This is a genomic window from Virgibacillus ndiopensis (assembly GCF_900187325.1).
Taxonomy (GTDB): Bacteria; Bacillota; Bacilli; order Bacillales; family Amphibacillaceae; genus Virgibacillus_E; species Virgibacillus_E ndiopensis.
The window spans coordinates 832064-847378 of record NZ_FZMZ01000004.1; the positions used below are offsets into that span (position 1 = coordinate 832064).

Sequence of the window (15315 nt, forward strand, 5' to 3'; positions counted from 1 at the left end):
TGATATCTCCTTAATTTTAAAAAAGCCCCCCCCCTACTTCACCGTAGAGGGATGGCTAATTATATGTTCACATGTGTTTTCGTTAAATTAGTTGATTCATAAATTTTCACACCGCGCTTAGCCATTTCAGTTATATAGGTGCCCCCTTGAACGATTTGTTCGGGTGGATAAACGCCTCTCTTTGTTATTGTACCATTTCCAATCATTTGAGCAACTACTGAAATCGTGTTAGCTGTCGCACGTGCCATTGCGGTAACATTCGTTTCTCTATCTTTGTATGTTGTCATTTCATATTCATATGTCACAGGTTTTCCATCTTTTTTACCAGATACCAAGATTCTCAGCAAAACTGCATCATCTTTATCTTTTAAATCAACAATCGGATCAAGAACCTTTAGAAATACTTCGCGTGGATTGATCTTTTGTCCATTTACTTCGACCTCATAATCCATTCGTGTCAGGTTTAAATCTACTAGAAGCTTAAATTTTTCTGCGTGCCCAGGGTAACGTATTGTTTTATACTCTAAAGTCTCTAAATCCGGATACGATATCGATAAAGTAGAGGTTCCACCAGATGTATGGAATGCCTCCAACGGACCAAATCGTTCAAAATGGATTGGTTCTACTTCTGTTAATGAAGGAATCTCTTGTTTTATTCCATTTCTGATAATAAGTGACGGGTCTGTGTAATGGTCAAAAACGCCTTCCATAGAAAAGACATGGTTGTATTCAAATGGTGGCTCTGGCCGAACTGGTATACCACCAACATATAATTTAATAGATTCCAATTTATCCAATTTACTAGCACCATGACCTGACAAAATATTAATCATACCAGGTGCTACGCCTAAGTCAGGTATCAACGTAACCCCAGCAGCTTTTGCTTCTTCCTGTAAGGCTAATACTTTATCAGTCATATGACCGATATGACCACCTAAGTCAACCGAATTCACACCAACCTTAATTGCTGTTTTAGCTACGACTTCATTAAAGGAATAAAACAATGCATTGATAATCACATCGAATTGCATCATATAAGTTGCCAATTCTTCTTCATCACTTGCATTTACCTGATAGGCTGTTAGTTTAGGAGAATTCAGTTGATCACAAACTAATTGTGCTCGGTCTATATCGATATCTGCGAGACCAACAGATACTACTCCTTCACTTGCAACTAAATCACGTGCAGCTTCCTTGCCCATTAATCCTGAACCTAATACACCTATTTTCATTCGAGTCACTCCTTATATGAATTTTTCCTGGATACCTGCTATTTCTGTCTAGCTACACGGGCTAGCGGCTCGAGTCATAGTCAATGGACACTCCGTGCGCCAAAACCAAGCACTCTACGGTCCTTTGACTATGCTTTTCGCCGCTGACAAGCCCGCTTCGCTTTTCTCTGTCTAGCTACACGGGCTAGCGGCTCAAGTCATAGTCAATGGACACCCCGTGCGCCAAAACCAAGCACTCTACGGTCCTTTGACTATGCTTTTCGCCGCTGGCAAGCCCGCTTCGCTTTTCTCTGTCTAGCTACACGGGCTAGCGGCTCGAGTCATAGTCAATGGACACTCCGTGCGCCAAAACCAAGCACTCTACGGTCCTTTGACTATGCTTTTCGCCGCTGGCAAGCCCGCTTCGCTTTTCTTAATTACTCAACGTCTATTTGAGCACGTTGTAATTTTCCACTAAAGTCAACATAAACTGCTTTCCACTCAGTGAATACATCAAGTGCAGCTACCCCAGAATCACGATGTCCATTTCCCGTTCCTTTTGTTCCACCAAATGGTAAGTGGATTTCAGCACCTGTAGTTCCTGCATTTACATACACTATTCCTGTATCTAGATCACGTTGTGCTTTAAATACACGATTCACATCTCCAGTGAAAATGGAACTTGACAAACCGTACGTCACACCATTATTTACTTCGATTGCTTCCTCAAAGCTTTTTACCGGAATTAATGAAACAACTGGTCCGAAGATTTCCTCTTGGCCGATCCTCATATCTGCCGTCACATCGGTAAATAACGTTGGAGCAAAATAGTTACCAACGGCATGCTGACCTTCATTCATTACATAGCCGCCAGCAAGCATTTTCGCACCTTCATTTTTTCCAATTTCAATATAGGACTTAATTTTTTCAATCCCAGCTTTATTAATAATCGGGCCAACCTTAATGGATTCATCTAAACCATTACCAATAGTTAAGCCTTCCATTGCTACAAGTAAACGCTCTTCTAATCTTTCTTTAACAGCTTCATGAACAATTACACGGCTACAAGCTGTACAGCGCTGTCCACTAGTCCCAAAAGCACTCCAAAGGATACCTTCTACTGCTAAATCCAAGTCAGCATCATCCATTACGATAACCGCATTTTTCCCACCCATTTCAAGGGAAACCTTCTTCAACTGTTGACCGCACTTACTTGCAATATTCCGCCCTGTATCATTTGAGCCGGTAAACGAAATAACACGAATATCGTCATGTTCTACCATAGCATTGCCAACTGTTGAACCTGAACCAAACACAACATTGATGACACCTTTAGGTAAACCAGCTTCTTCGAAAATTTTCGCAAGCTCATAGGCCATAATTGGGGTTTCGGTTGCCGGTTTCCACACTACCGCGTTTCCTGCTACAATTGCCGGGAATGACTTCCAAGTAGCGATTGCAATTGGAAAATTCCAAGGCGTAATAATACCAACGACGCCAACAGGTGCACGGACACTCATTGCAAATTTATCATTTAATTCTGATGGTGTTGTTTGACCAAACAAACGTCGGCCCTCCCCAGCCATATAAAAGGCCATATCAATCCCTTCCTGTACTTCTCCGCGCGCTTCCTCAATAACTTTTCCGTTTTCCATTGTCAAAAGCTGTGAAAGCTTTTCTTTACGTTCTTTCAATAGGCTCCCTACACGAAATAACACTTCTGCCCGTTGAGGTGCAGGTACTAACGCCCATTCCTTTTGAGCCTTCTTCGCAGCAGCTACCGCTTCGTTTACACTTTCAGCACTTGATAATGGAACCTCAACAACTGTTTCACCAGTCGCCGGGTTTATCACTGCAGTAGTTTTACCGCCTGTTTCCCCCCACACTCCGTCAATAAAATTTGTTAGTTGTTTTACCTCTAGTAATGTTTCAGCCATAAAAATTACCTCCTTAAAATTTTTTCTATTTAAAAGTGTTATACGTTATTTAGTAGATCGTTCCCGAATTTGGCCAATTGTTGATGAAACAGAAATTTGTTCTTTATCTGTGATAATTTCTATTACGGTCGGCTTTTGACTTTCCAATGCATGATCTAGGGCACTCTCAAATTCCCCAAGCGTATTTGCTACAAATCCATCTGCACCCACACTATTTGCTAACTTTGCAAATGAAACAGCGCCTAAATCCGTCGCCATTACTTTCTCGGGGTAGTGCATTTCCTGATGCATGCGGATAGTTCCATACATATTATTATTAAACACAAGACTTATGACAGGAATATTATTTCTGACTGCTGTTTCGAGTTCCTGCGCAGTCATCATAAAGCCACCATCACCGGATAGGGAAACGACTTGTTTTTCTGGAAAAGCAAGCTTCGCACCAAGGGCCGCTGGCATACCGTAGCCCATTGCTCCTGAGGTTGGACCAACATACGTATGCTTGTTAATAAAAGGATAAAATGCATGTAACCATCCAGCGAAGTTTCCAGCGTCATTGGTTAATAAAGCGTTTTTTGGTAATTTACGCTCGAGCATTGCAATAATATGCTTATTTATGACATCATCCTCTGAAACAGTTAACCTGCTAATTGATTCATATGCACTTCGGCGTTCCTTTACCCAAGCGTTCCAAGAAGCTGTCACATCAATATCTATAAAGCTTTTTAGCGCTTGATTAAGATCAGCTACTACTCCGATTTCCGGTGCATACACTTTTCCAATTGTTTCATAATCAATGTCGATATGAACAAGCCTTTTAGATGAATCAATAATTTTATAGTCTTGCGTTGTTACTTCCGATAACCTCGTACCTAAAGCTAAAATAACATCTGCTTCCTCAACCGTTTGTAATACTTTTCTATTTAATCCAAGACCGAGATGACCAATATATAACTGGTGATCATTTGGAAACACATCATGCCTGCGAAAAGCAGCTGCTACTGGAATTTGATTTTTCTCTGCAAATGCGAAAAGTGATCCTTCCGCTTGAGCACTTTTCACCCCACCTCCTGCAATAATTAGTGGGTGATGCGCTTCCATTAATACTGACTCTATTCGTTTTACTTCCTCTTTTGACGGAGTAGGGGCTGGTTTCGTTGTTTTAGGTCCAAAGTGCATATCTACCGCTACTGGCAGTACATCCTCTGGGAGCGAAACAACAACGGGACCAGGTCTGCCTGTTTGCGCTAGTCGAAAGGCTCGTTGGACAATTTCAGGCATTCGTTCAGGATCGTGCACCTCGACTGCCCACTTGGCAATGTGCTGGAAATACCGATCTAAATCAACCTCCTGAAAACCTTCTCTCCCTCTAAACCTACTATGTACTTGACCCAAAAATACGACCATAGGCGTTGAATCCTGATAAGCGGTATGCACACCAATCGAAAGGTTTGCAGCACCTACGCCTCTAGTAGCTAAAACGATTCCGGGCTTCAACGACGACTTCGCATAACCCTCTGCCATAAAAGCTGCCCCGCCTTCATGTCTAGCAGAAATTACATTAATAGAAGTTTCATCGTATAACGCATCTAATACCGGCAAATAACTCTCACCCGGAACACAAAATACATTCGTTACTCCCTCAATTTTCATACATTCCACAATGGCCTGTGCACCTGTTAACTTTCTAGTTTTATTAGGAGAAAATTGCGTATCCATTAGTTCGTCACCTCCTTTAAATCTAGCGCTTTAATTCTTTTCACTACCTCATCCAATCGATCGCTTTTTACGGATAAGGAAATGCGAAAGAATCCTTCCCCAGACTTACCAAATGCAGAACCAGGCGTAACAATAACTCCTGCCTCAGCAAGCAATTTATTGGCAAATGACATAGAGGTGAACCCTTTAGGAACACGCGCCCAAAGGAAAATCGTACCTTTTGGCTTATCTGCATATATCCCAACTTCTTTTAAAGCATTATGCAGTTTTTCCATGCGCTGTTCGTATACTTTGTTATTTGCTGCTACTGATGAGAAATCACTTCTCAATGCAGTAGCAGCAGCTTTTTGGATAGGGAGAAATTGACTTGTGTCAAGGTTACTTTTTAACGTAGCAAGTGCTTGAATTATTTCTTTATTTCCAACAATATAGCCAATACGCCAGCCAGTCATATTAAAGCTTTTTGACAAAGAGCCAAATTCCACCGCCACACCCTTTGCATTTGGTGCTTGCATGACACTTGGAGCTTTGTAGCCATTAAAAGTAACAAGGTCATACGCAGCGTCATTTGCCAGGATAATATTATTTTTCTCAGCAAATGTAATCGCTTGCAAAAAGGTGTTTAGATGAACTGTAGCCGAAGTCGGGTTACTTGGGTAGTTTAGGAACATTAGCTTAGCTTGTTGTAATGCATTTGGTGATACTTCATCATAAAGTGGTAGATAGCCATTTTCCGTATCAAGCGGTAGACGGACAATTTTACCACCAGCCAAGTGAACCCCTGTACGATAAACTGGATATCCAGGATCAGGAACGAGCACTGTATCACCTGGATTAATTACTGCTTGAATAAGATTAGCTATACCCTCCTTAGAGCCAATTAACGTAAGAACTTCAGTATTTGGGTCTAAATCAACATCATAGTGACATTTGTAAAAATCAGCCACAGCCTCTCTAAATTCAAGACATCCACTATAGTTGGAATAACGATGATTTGCAGATTTTTTTGCTTCATCCGCTAATTTATCTATTACAAAGTCAGGGGTAGGTAAATCAGGGGCCCCAATTCCGAGATCAATTACATCCACACCATTAGCTTCAAGTTCCATCTTCTTTTTCTGGAATTCAGCGAATAAATATGGTGGTAAACTATTTATTTTATCCGAAACAAAAGTCATCTCCACGCCTCCGTTTCACTATATAAAACGCTATTTCATGTATCTACCATAAGTGTAAATCACTTTTTATAAATTTGCAACTGTTTATAATTTACTGATAATAAACGGTACATAATTCCCATTTATTGCGCAATTGACTTATCGACTGCCTCCACTTTTTCAGGCTTTTTCATAAACATGAACATTAATACTAAACAAACAATAATAGTGGTTAAACCAAGCCAAACATTCCCGAATATACCTAATACAATATACCCTAATCCAGCAATTGCCGCAGCAACCAAAGCATAAGGAATCTGTGTTGTTACATGGTCAATATGGTGACAGCTAGAACCGGCAGAAGATAGAATTGTTGTATCTGAAATTGGTGAACAATGATCACCGAAAACCGCTCCAGCTAAAACTGCTGCAAGCATTGGTAAAATAAGTGTGACATCTGTTGTAGCGGCAATTTCACCTGCTATTGGCAATAAGATTCCAAACGACCCCCATGAAGTACCTGTTGCAAATGCAATGAACCCAGCAATAATAAATACAATAAACGGTAAAAATGTCATACCTATATTTGCATTATCTACAACACCTGCCAAATATTTACCCGTACCAAGCTCACCTATCAAAAAGACAATTGACCAAGCAAAAATTAAAATTGTAAATCCTGGTAACATTGATTTTGCACCTTCCAATAAACCAATTTTAAAGTGCTTACCAGACAATTTACCGTTTGATGTATGACGAAAAAATAAAATAAATGTAACAGCTAAACCAAACAAACCTCCATATAACAATGCTTCAGAAGCATCAGCACTTCCAAAAATATTTATTAGTGTTTTATCTCCTTCCACTGCCCCTAGTCCATTAATGTACATCGAAGCAATTGTTGCAATAAATAATGCTACAATAGAAATAAGCAAATCACTTACTTTACCAGAATCACTTACAGGGAGGTTTGATTCGGTATCAATCTTCTCTTTACTATTTGGGTCTAGAACTTCCCCTGTTTCCAATGCCCGATTTTCCTGTACTTTCATCGGACCAAAATCCGCCTGACGCAATGCGAAGACTAGCACTACACCTAATGCTGACCAAACATAGAAATTCATTGGAATAATTTCGAGAAACGCACCAAAAGCTGTATAATCTGTTACACTTTGTGCTGCTAAGACCGTTCCAAGTATCCCTATAATATAAGCACCCCAACTGGATACAGGAGCAATTACACACACCGGTGCAGAAGTTGAGTCAACGATATAGGCAAGTTTAGCACGGGAAATACGATGTTTATCCGTAACAGGTCTCGCAACCTGCCCAACCGTTAAACTGTTAAAATAATCATCGACAAAAATAATTACACCTAGAATCATTGTCATTATTTGTGCACCAGCTCTAGTTTTCACTCGACGTATCATCCAATCGCCAAATGCTCTTGTCCCACCCATCATACTAACGAAAGCTGTCAAAATCCCAAGCATAAGAACAAATAATAGGATATAGACATTCCACGTATTTACTGCACCATCAGCAATGAATACACCTTTAAACGATTCCCAAATTAATCCGAGAGACCCCATGATATTAAAGCTTTCAACAAAAAATGCAGCAGCAATAATACCAACTCCAAGTGATAATAGAACCCGCTTCGTGATCAGAACCATAATAATTGCCAACAATGGGGGAACTAAAGACCAAATTGTATTCTCCATCGTAAACCTCCTTGTATTTTTCTAGACTTTTACCCAAGTGAATTTCCTATTTTTCAGCCCAAACACCCCCTTAATGTAAGCGCTTGCATTTAAAGCTATTCCTACTATTCTATATTTAATTTAAGAATCCCTTTTTTATACAGAGAAAATTTATCAAAATTTAGTATAATGCTAAAAGTTCTAATGTCATGACACTTTGACACTATAGAATTAGAACTATATAGTTTAATTAAAACCATATCTACGAGGGGTGTTAGTTCTATGAATACAGAAAAAGCCTATGCTTACTATTTGGATCAGCAAGATGACTTAAAAAACTTTCGAAATGAATTTTACATTCCCGACAAAACGATCTATTTTGATGGAAATTCATTAGGACTTTTATCCAAACGTGCTGAACAAGCTGTTGAAGCAATACTAAGCTCATGGAAACGATATGCTATTGATGGTTGGTCAGAAGGTGCACATCCATGGTATTACTTTTCCGAAAAACTAGGCGCCTTGTCAGCTCCATTAGTAGGTGCGAATCCAGAGGAAGTAATTGTCACAGGTTCGACCACAACCAACCTGCATCAGCTAGTTGCGAGTTTCTATAAGCCTCAAGGTAAGAAAACTAAAATACTAGCAGATGAACTAAACTTTCCATCTGACATTTATGCCTTAAAAAGTCAATTACAATTAAAAGGTTATGATTCTAGTCATTTAATTCAGGTACAAAGTCAAGATGGTAACACACTAGATACACAGTCTATCATCGAAGCAATGACTGATGAAGTTGCTTTGATTGTATTACCAGGTGTCCTTTATCGCAGCGGGCAAATTTTAGATATGAAAGTACTAACAAAAGAAGCACATAAACGTGGAATCTTAATTGGATTTGATTTATGCCATTCAATCGGTTCCATTCCACACTATCTTTCCGACTGGGGTGTTGATTTTGCCTTTTGGTGCAATTATAAACATTTAAATGGTGGTCCTGGAAGTGTTGCTGGTTTATATGTAAATAAAAAGCATTTTGGAAAAGAACCTGGACTTGCTGGATGGTTCAGCTCAGATAAAGAGAAACAATTTGATATGGAACATACATTGACACCAGCAGATAATTCTGGTGCATACCAGATAGGTACTCCTCATCTCTTAAGTGCAGCTCCGTTACTCGGGGCGTTGGAATTATTTCAAGAGGCAGGTATCAAGCAGATACGGGAAAAGTCACTACATTTAACCAATTATCTAATGGAATTATTGGAGGCTGAACTTTCAGGTTATGGTTTTACGATTGCTAACCCTATAGACGATGAAACGAGAGGGGGTCATGTTTTTCTCGAGCACAAGGAAGCAGCACGAATTTGTAAAGCATTGAAAGTAGATAGCGTAGTTCCTGATTTCCGTACACCAAACGGCATTCGACTAGCACCTGTAGCTTTATACAATACGTTTGAGGAAGTTTGGCAAACAGTAAAGATCCTTAAAGTCATCATGGATGAAGAGCGATACAAAGAATTCGAAAACAAGCGAGGTGTAATTGCATAATGAATAAAAATAAATGGATTGATATTACACAACCACTAACGAGTAATATTGCCCATTGGCCTGGAGACACACCGTTTTCATATGAATTAACCTATTCAAAAGAGAATACTGGATCGGTTAATATCGGACAAATCACATCCAGCGTTCATATAGGAACACATGTTGATGCTCCTTTCCATTTTGATAATAATGGTGCGACAATAGATCAATTGGACGTGAATTTGTATATTGGAAAAGCAACCGTTATTGATGTTAGCAATGTTGAAAAAATCACACCTGAATTATTGCAGAGTTTTAATTGGGATAGTGATGTGACACGTGTATTGTTACGAACGGCTTTGCCTAACAATCCGAAACGATTCCCAAAAGAAATGCCAGCATTAGATCCTGCAATTGCAACATTTTTACATGAAAAAGGGGTCAAATTACTAGGCGTTGATATGCCTTCTGTTGATGCGCCTGATAGCAAGGACTTAGCAACACATCATGCACTGTACACCCATGGCATTTATATATTGGAGAACATTATGTTAGACCAAATATCCCCTGGCCATTATGAGTTAATTGCCTTGCCACTTGCAATTCAAGGTGCAGATGGCAGTCCAGTACGGGCGGTTATACGTCCTTTAGATAGATAAGTATGATGTGTCTCGCTCTGGGGGATGATGGTTCGCCGTTCGGGTTGATGTCCTACCGCTCTCGGATTGATGTTCCACCAAAACAGCCATATTTTTATTTGCATTTAAAAGGAGAATGAAAATGACAGACTCAAACAATACATTCAAATCAGAAAAGGGTATTCACACTGATTTTTTAGAAAAAATGACTTATGGTGATTATCTACAGCTTGATAATCTTTTATCAAGCCAGAAGCGATTATCTGATCATCATGATGAAATGCTGTTCATCATTATCCATCAAGTTAGTGAACTTTGGTTAAAATTAATTATTCATGAAACAAAAGCTGCGGTATCAGCAATTAAACGTGATGACCTGCAGGCATCTTTTAAAATGCTAGCACGTGTTTCCAAAATCCAATCACAAATCATTCAGGCTTGGGACGTTCTTTCTACGATGACACCGGCTGAGTACATGGAATTCCGTGATAAATTAGGCAATGCATCAGGATTTCAATCGTATCAATACCGCCTAGTGGAATTTGTACTTGGCTATAAAACGCCATTTATCCTAAAAATATACCAGAAAGATCCAGAACTCCACGCTATTCTAAAAGAAGCCTATCATGCCCCTGGCCTATATGATGTAGCAATTCAAGCACTAGCTCGTAAAGGCTTCGATATTAATGATGATGTTCTCAATCGGGATTTTTCAAAGACGTATGAAATGGATTCTTCTGTTGAACAGGCTTGGTTAGAAGTATACCAGGATGTTCAATCTCATTGGGAACTTTACCAATTAGCCGAGAAGCTTGTCGATATAGAAGATTGGTTCCAACAATGGCGCTTCCGCCACATGAAAACGGTCGAACGAATTATTGGTCACAAAATTGGTACCGGTGGATCATCGGGTGTCGGTTATCTTAAAAAAGTTCTAGATCATTATTTCTTTCCAGAATTGTGGGAAATACGAACAAAACTGTAGTATTCTCTAGAGTACGCGCCTAGCGTACTCTTTTTCTTCTTTTGAATAAGGAGATTCCTGCCTTTCTTGTCCCACGCTTGCACTTTATGGCTAAGTAATGATATTTTTTAAAGATAAAACATTTACAACAACAATGGGGAGGCAATTATGCAGAAAAAAACAGATCAATGGTCATCTAAAATTGGTTTCATCTTATCTTCTGCTGGGGCTGCTATTGGTCTTGGAGCAATATGGAAGTTTCCATATATGACTGGAATGAATGGTGGTGGAGCTTTTTTTCTATTATTTATTGGGTTTACCATTATTATTGGTCTCCCTTTATTAATTGCAGAGTTTATTATCGGGCGAGGGGCACAAAAAGAAGCTATAAGTGCTTATAAAGTCTTAGCACCTAAAAGCGGTTGGTCTATTATTGGACGGTTAGGAGTATTTGGTGCCTTTGTTCTGATGTCGTTCTATAGTGTCGTAGGTGGATGGGTACTTATATACAGTACAATATCTATCCCCGGTTTAATTATCAAAGATGGAGCAAATTACGAGCAGTTATTCGCTACAATTACTGGCAATCCCGGAATTACAATCTTAGGTCACGCTTTATTTATGATTATAAATATTGTTGTCATTTCGTTTGGAATTAAAAATGGGATTGAAAAGGTTAGTAAAATATTAATGCCATTATTATTTGTATTTTTTATCATACTAGTAATTCGTGCTGTGACGTTTGAGGGAGCAATGGAAGGATTAGCTTTCTTTCTTCAACCTGATTTTTCAAAAATCACTGGGGAAAGTGTGTTATATGCACTAGGACAGTCTTTCTTTTCCCTCGCTGTTGGAATATCTGTAATGGTTACGTACAGTTCCTATCTAAAAAAAGACGTCAGCCTGCCAATGTCAGCTGGATCTATCTCAATCATGAACATTTTCGTATCATTATTAGCTGGGTTGGCAATTTTTCCAATCGTCTTCTCATTCGGACTTGAACCTGCAGAAGGACCAGGATTACTATTCATGGTGCTACCAGAGGCATTCGCACAAATGCCATTCGGTGAACTATTTTTAAGTTTATTCCTGCTTTTATTTTTATTTGCAGTTTTAACGTCGTCATTTAGTATGTTAGAAATTATTACTTCTGCCTTTACTTCCAACAAACAACGGTCACGTACCAAAGTTGCTTGGATTTCGGGTATAATTGTTTTTATCGCTGGAATTCCAGCTGCATTATCATCGAGCTCTTTAGCAAATTTCAAGCTATTTGGGCTAACCGTTTTTGATGCAAGTGATTTTCTTGTTAGTAACGTTATACTGCCAGTAGGATGCTTATTAATTGCAATCTTTATTGGATTCAGAATGGATAAAGCTCTTGTTAAACAAGAATTTTCTTATGGTTACAACCTATCTAATGGAACATATCAATTATGGTTTCAATTGATACGGTGGCTCATCCCCATTACAATTGTTATCGTTTTTCTAGGATCATTAGGTCTTATTTAATTTTAAGATGCCAAATCATTGGCATCTTTTTTTAATTGCTTATATTACTATATATAAGGGTAAGATACTACTATTAAATTATGAAGGAGAGTGTTTAGATTGGCAAAAAAAGTTATTATAGTTGGTGGAGTTGGTGGTGGTTCAACAGTTGCCTCACAGATTCGTAGGCTCGACCAGGATTCTGAAATAATTTTATTTGATAAGGGGGCCCATATTGCTTTTTCCAATTGCGGCATGCCCTATTTTATAGGTGAAACCGTTAAAGAAAGAGACGATTTATTACGCGATACGGAAAGTTTTGCAAAAAAATATGCTATTGATGTACGTATTAATACAGAAGTAATTGCCATTGACCGATCAAACAAAACTGTTACATACAAAAATGGAGCCGGTGAAAAGCATGAGCACTATGATACATTAATCCTTTCACCCGGAGCCTCCGCTTTCGTTCCTAATATTAGTGGACGCAATGAAAACAATTCTTTTACACTACGAACTATTCCAGATATGGATAAAATAAATAATTTTATAAAAGAAAACCATCCACGTACATGTGCTATTGTTGGTGGAGGATTTGTCGGCTTGGAAATGGCAGAAAACTTAAAAGCACTAGACATCGATTGTACGATTATTGATCGTTCAAAACATGTCATGAAATTGGTTGACAAAGATATGGCAGCAATTATCCAGGAACATATGGAGACTAAAGGAATTAAGCTATTATTAAATGAATCCCTCGAAGCTTTTACTGATAACGGAAAAATGCTTCAGCTTAGTGGCAATAAAAATCTACAGGTTGATATGACCATACTAGCAATAGGGATTAAACCAAATACTGAACTAGCAGAGCAGGCTGGGCTTACAGTAGGTAAAACCGGCGCGTTAGTCGTAAATGAATACATGCAAACATTAGACAAAGACATATATGCCTTGGGTGATGTAGCAGAAACAACAGATTTATTATCGGATAAACCAAGTAACGTAGCGTTGGCATGGCCAGCACATCGCCAAGCCTACATTATCGCAAATCATTTAGCTGGCAACACCATTCCATATGCAGGAACATTAGGTTCTTCAATTGTAAAAGTTTTTGACTTAACAGTAGCCATAACAGGACATAGTAGTGAATCACTTAAAGAAAAAGGCATTCCCTTTCAGGAAGTGAAACATCGTGCATTGTCAAACGCAGGTTATTTTCCTGGCGCCGAAAAAATTTCAATTAAATTATTGTTTCATTCAGGAAATGGGAAAATTCTAGGCGCACAAATTATTGGGGAAAAGGGGGTAGACAAACGACTTGCAGTAATAGCAACAGCAATTAGAGGAAATCTAAATGTGACAGATTTAGCCGAGTTAGAACTGGCATACGCCCCACCCTATTCCTCACCAAAAGATCCAATTAATATAATCGGGTATAAAGCGGAGTCTATGGTAACGGAGAATAAATAATAGTATCCCCCAATAGTATAAAGACCTATTGGGGGATACTATTTTTCACACTTTATAAATCCTCTTCAGCACGATAGATTAATGCATATTTGGACTCATCTAAAAGTTCACTTGCATGAATACGAACACCATGACCAAAGACTACCTCTTCATCAGTCATTGCTACAATCATTGCTTTTGTTCTAGCCACATTGTCAATATAAACATCTCCAACAACTGGCTTCATTTGGTTATCCGAAGCTATATGTTTTGGTGACTCATCTTCACTCAACTGTGCCTCTGATACCAAGTTTTTATCATAATAAGCAATATCCTGGCTATTTTCATTTTTACCAGGAACCATTACAACATATTCACTATGTTTAACCCCGTTATCCCTCGTTGTTACGACATTTCCGTCTTCTACACTGTCAACCTTCTCGATTTCGTTAAGTGAGTAATGATCAAGAAAATCTGGAGCGGGCTTAATAATTAAAATGTAATCACCAGGTTCAGGTTTTTTATCTTTGTCAATTGTGTACCGTTTTCCATAAAAAATAAATGAATCCATATGCTTTGGTCGATAAAGGGTAATTTCACTTGCCTTTGTAAGTATTTGCTGCATGTCCTTAAGTCGATATAAATGGATAGACTTCTTAAACATTGGCTTTACTGAATAAACTTTATGAAGTTCGTTATTGTAAAAAACAAATTGCCCTTTTCTCACTTGAAAAAGCTTCATAATATTGCCTCCTATACAAATCATTCAAACGTACTTATTACATTTTCATTCTCTACTATTTTTCCTAATTATGCATAGTTTAAACATAAAAAACAATGAATGCAATATGTACTTTCACATAGTTTACCCTAACTTTTACAAATTTGTCGCTTTTTTTAATTCGAGTGCAGCTGTTTGACTATTTTTCACTTGGCAAATCGCTGATATAACAGCGATTCCCGCTGCACCTGCCTTCATAATTTCTCGTGCATTTTTATTACTAATTCCACCAATAGCTACAATGGGTATGGTTACTTTTTCTTTAATTGCACGTAACCCTTGAGTACCGATTGGGTCCAAAGCATCCTTTTTTGTCGTTGTAGCAAAAATTGGTCCAACACCAAGATAATCTGCTCCTTGGTTTTCGGCAAGTATTGCTTCTTCCACAGTGGAAACGGAAACTCCTACACAAAAATGCTCGGGAATTCTTTTTTTGACTTCTAAGATCGACTCATCGTTTTGCCCAATATGAACACCGTCAGCTTTAAGCGCAATAGCCAAATCAGTATCATCATTGACAATGAAAGGAATGTTATTTTCTTTGCAAACGTCTCTTAATTTTAGACCTAAGTCACGTTTTTCACCATCTGTTTTGGCCGCTAAACCTTTTTCACGAAACTGAAAAAGGGTTATTCCACCATTGATTGCTTGTTGTAAAACTTGGACTAGATTTTTTTCCGTATTATTACTTCCCATAATAAAATATAATTGCAAGTCCTCTTTATTTATCATATA

General features: G+C 38.5%; 12 protein-coding genes. 5 read left to right on the forward strand and 7 right to left on the reverse strand.

Translation table 11 applies throughout. The annotated features are described in order from the left end of the window. Positions 1-59: 59 nt before the first annotated feature. The 5 genes from CS937_RS06570 to CS937_RS06590 form a co-directional block, all read right to left on the reverse strand. Positions 60-1232: a saccharopine dehydrogenase family protein gene (locus CS937_RS06570; protein WP_099157633.1), complete on the reverse strand. Its 1173-nt coding sequence runs from the start codon at positions 1230-1232 to the stop codon at positions 60-62. 416 nt (positions 1233-1648) lie between these two features. Further along, positions 1649-3148, reverse strand: a complete 1500-nt coding sequence (locus CS937_RS06575; RefSeq protein WP_099157634.1) for an aldehyde dehydrogenase family protein — start codon at positions 3146-3148, stop codon at positions 1649-1651. A gap of 45 nt (positions 3149-3193) precedes the next feature. Beyond that, on the reverse strand, positions 3194-4867 hold the full coding sequence (locus CS937_RS06580; protein WP_099157635.1) for a thiamine pyrophosphate-dependent enzyme: 1674 nt from the start codon (positions 4865-4867) through the stop codon (positions 3194-3196). Further along, positions 4867-6045, reverse strand: a complete 1179-nt coding sequence (locus CS937_RS06585) for an LL-diaminopimelate aminotransferase (protein ID WP_099157636.1) — start codon at positions 6043-6045, stop codon at positions 4867-4869. The genes CS937_RS06580 and CS937_RS06585 overlap by 1 nt, the downstream gene beginning before the upstream one ends. Before the next feature lie 122 nt (positions 6046-6167). Next, positions 6168-7748, reverse strand: a complete 1581-nt coding sequence (locus tag CS937_RS06590; protein WP_099157637.1) for a Na+/H+ antiporter NhaC family protein — start codon at positions 7746-7748, stop codon at positions 6168-6170. A 261-nt stretch (positions 7749-8009) separates the two neighbouring features. On the opposite strand from CS937_RS06590, the gene kynU reads away from it, so the two are divergent. The 5 genes from kynU to CS937_RS06615 all read left to right on the forward strand — a co-directional run bounded on the left by kynU (position 8010) and on the right by CS937_RS06615 (position 13820). Then, positions 8010-9278: a kynureninase gene (gene kynU, locus CS937_RS06595; protein WP_099157638.1), complete on the forward strand. Its 1269-nt coding sequence runs from the start codon at positions 8010-8012 to the stop codon at positions 9276-9278. Further along, positions 9278-9916 carry an arylformamidase gene (kynB, locus tag CS937_RS06600; protein ID WP_099157639.1) on the forward strand — a complete coding sequence of 213 codons (639 nt, stop codon included), beginning with the start codon at positions 9278-9280 and terminating at the stop codon, positions 9914-9916. The genes kynU and kynB overlap by 1 nt, the downstream gene beginning before the upstream one ends. Positions 9917-10037: 121 nt before the next feature. After that, the gene (kynA, locus tag CS937_RS06605; RefSeq protein WP_099157640.1) at positions 10038-10880 is read left to right on the forward strand and encodes a tryptophan 2,3-dioxygenase; all 843 of its coding nucleotides are present in this window, start codon (positions 10038-10040) and stop codon (positions 10878-10880) included. Positions 10881-11027: 147 nt separating this feature from the next. Beyond that, on the forward strand, positions 11028-12371 hold the full coding sequence (locus CS937_RS06610; protein ID WP_099157641.1) for a sodium-dependent transporter: 1344 nt from the start codon (positions 11028-11030) through the stop codon (positions 12369-12371). A gap of 99 nt (positions 12372-12470) precedes the next feature. Next, the gene (locus CS937_RS06615; RefSeq protein ID WP_099157642.1) at positions 12471-13820 is read left to right on the forward strand and encodes a CoA-disulfide reductase; all 1350 of its coding nucleotides are present in this window, start codon (positions 12471-12473) and stop codon (positions 13818-13820) included. Between the two features lie 52 nt (positions 13821-13872). Here the strand turns inward: CS937_RS06615 and CS937_RS06620 are convergent, their stop codons facing one another. Together CS937_RS06620 and thiE are read right to left on the reverse strand one after the other, a co-directional pair. After that, positions 13873-14541, reverse strand: coding sequence for a hypothetical protein (locus tag CS937_RS06620; protein ID WP_099157643.1), 669 nt, complete (start codon positions 14539-14541; stop codon positions 13873-13875). Between the two features lie 135 nt (positions 14542-14676). Continuing rightward, on the reverse strand, positions 14677-15312 hold the full coding sequence (thiE, locus tag CS937_RS06625) for a thiamine phosphate synthase (protein ID WP_099157644.1): 636 nt from the start codon (positions 15310-15312) through the stop codon (positions 14677-14679). Between the last annotated feature and the right edge of the window lie 3 nt (positions 15313-15315).

What these genes read in the sequence shown, in the direction of transcription:
- CS937_RS06570 (WP_099157633.1), bottom strand. Translation starts at nt 1,232, where the DNA reads ATGAAAATAGGTGTATTAGGTTCAGGATTAATGGGCAAGGAAGCTGCA.
- CS937_RS06575 (WP_099157634.1), bottom strand. Translation starts at nt 3,148, where the DNA reads ATGGCTGAAACATTACTAGAGGTAAAACAACTAACAAATTTTATTGAC.
- CS937_RS06580 (WP_099157635.1), bottom strand. Translation starts at nt 4,867, where the DNA reads ATGGATACGCAATTTTCTCCTAATAAAACTAGAAAGTTAACAGGTGCA.
- CS937_RS06585 (WP_099157636.1), bottom strand. Translation starts at nt 6,045, where the DNA reads ATGACTTTTGTTTCGGATAAAATAAATAGTTTACCACCATATTTATTC.
- CS937_RS06590 (WP_099157637.1), bottom strand. Translation starts at nt 7,748, where the DNA reads ATGGAGAATACAATTTGGTCTTTAGTTCCCCCATTGTTGGCAATTATT.
- kynU (WP_099157638.1), top strand. Translation starts at nt 8,010, where the DNA reads ATGAATACAGAAAAAGCCTATGCTTACTATTTGGATCAGCAAGATGAC.
- kynB (WP_099157639.1), top strand. Translation starts at nt 9,278, where the DNA reads ATGAATAAAAATAAATGGATTGATATTACACAACCACTAACGAGTAAT.
- kynA (WP_099157640.1), top strand. Translation starts at nt 10,038, where the DNA reads ATGACAGACTCAAACAATACATTCAAATCAGAAAAGGGTATTCACACT.
- CS937_RS06610 (WP_099157641.1), top strand. Translation starts at nt 11,028, where the DNA reads ATGCAGAAAAAAACAGATCAATGGTCATCTAAAATTGGTTTCATCTTA.
- CS937_RS06620 (WP_099157643.1), bottom strand. Translation starts at nt 14,541, where the DNA reads ATGAAGCTTTTTCAAGTGAGAAAAGGGCAATTTGTTTTTTACAATAAC.
- thiE (WP_099157644.1), bottom strand. Translation starts at nt 15,312, where the DNA reads ATGATAAATAAAGAGGACTTGCAATTATATTTTATTATGGGAAGTAAT.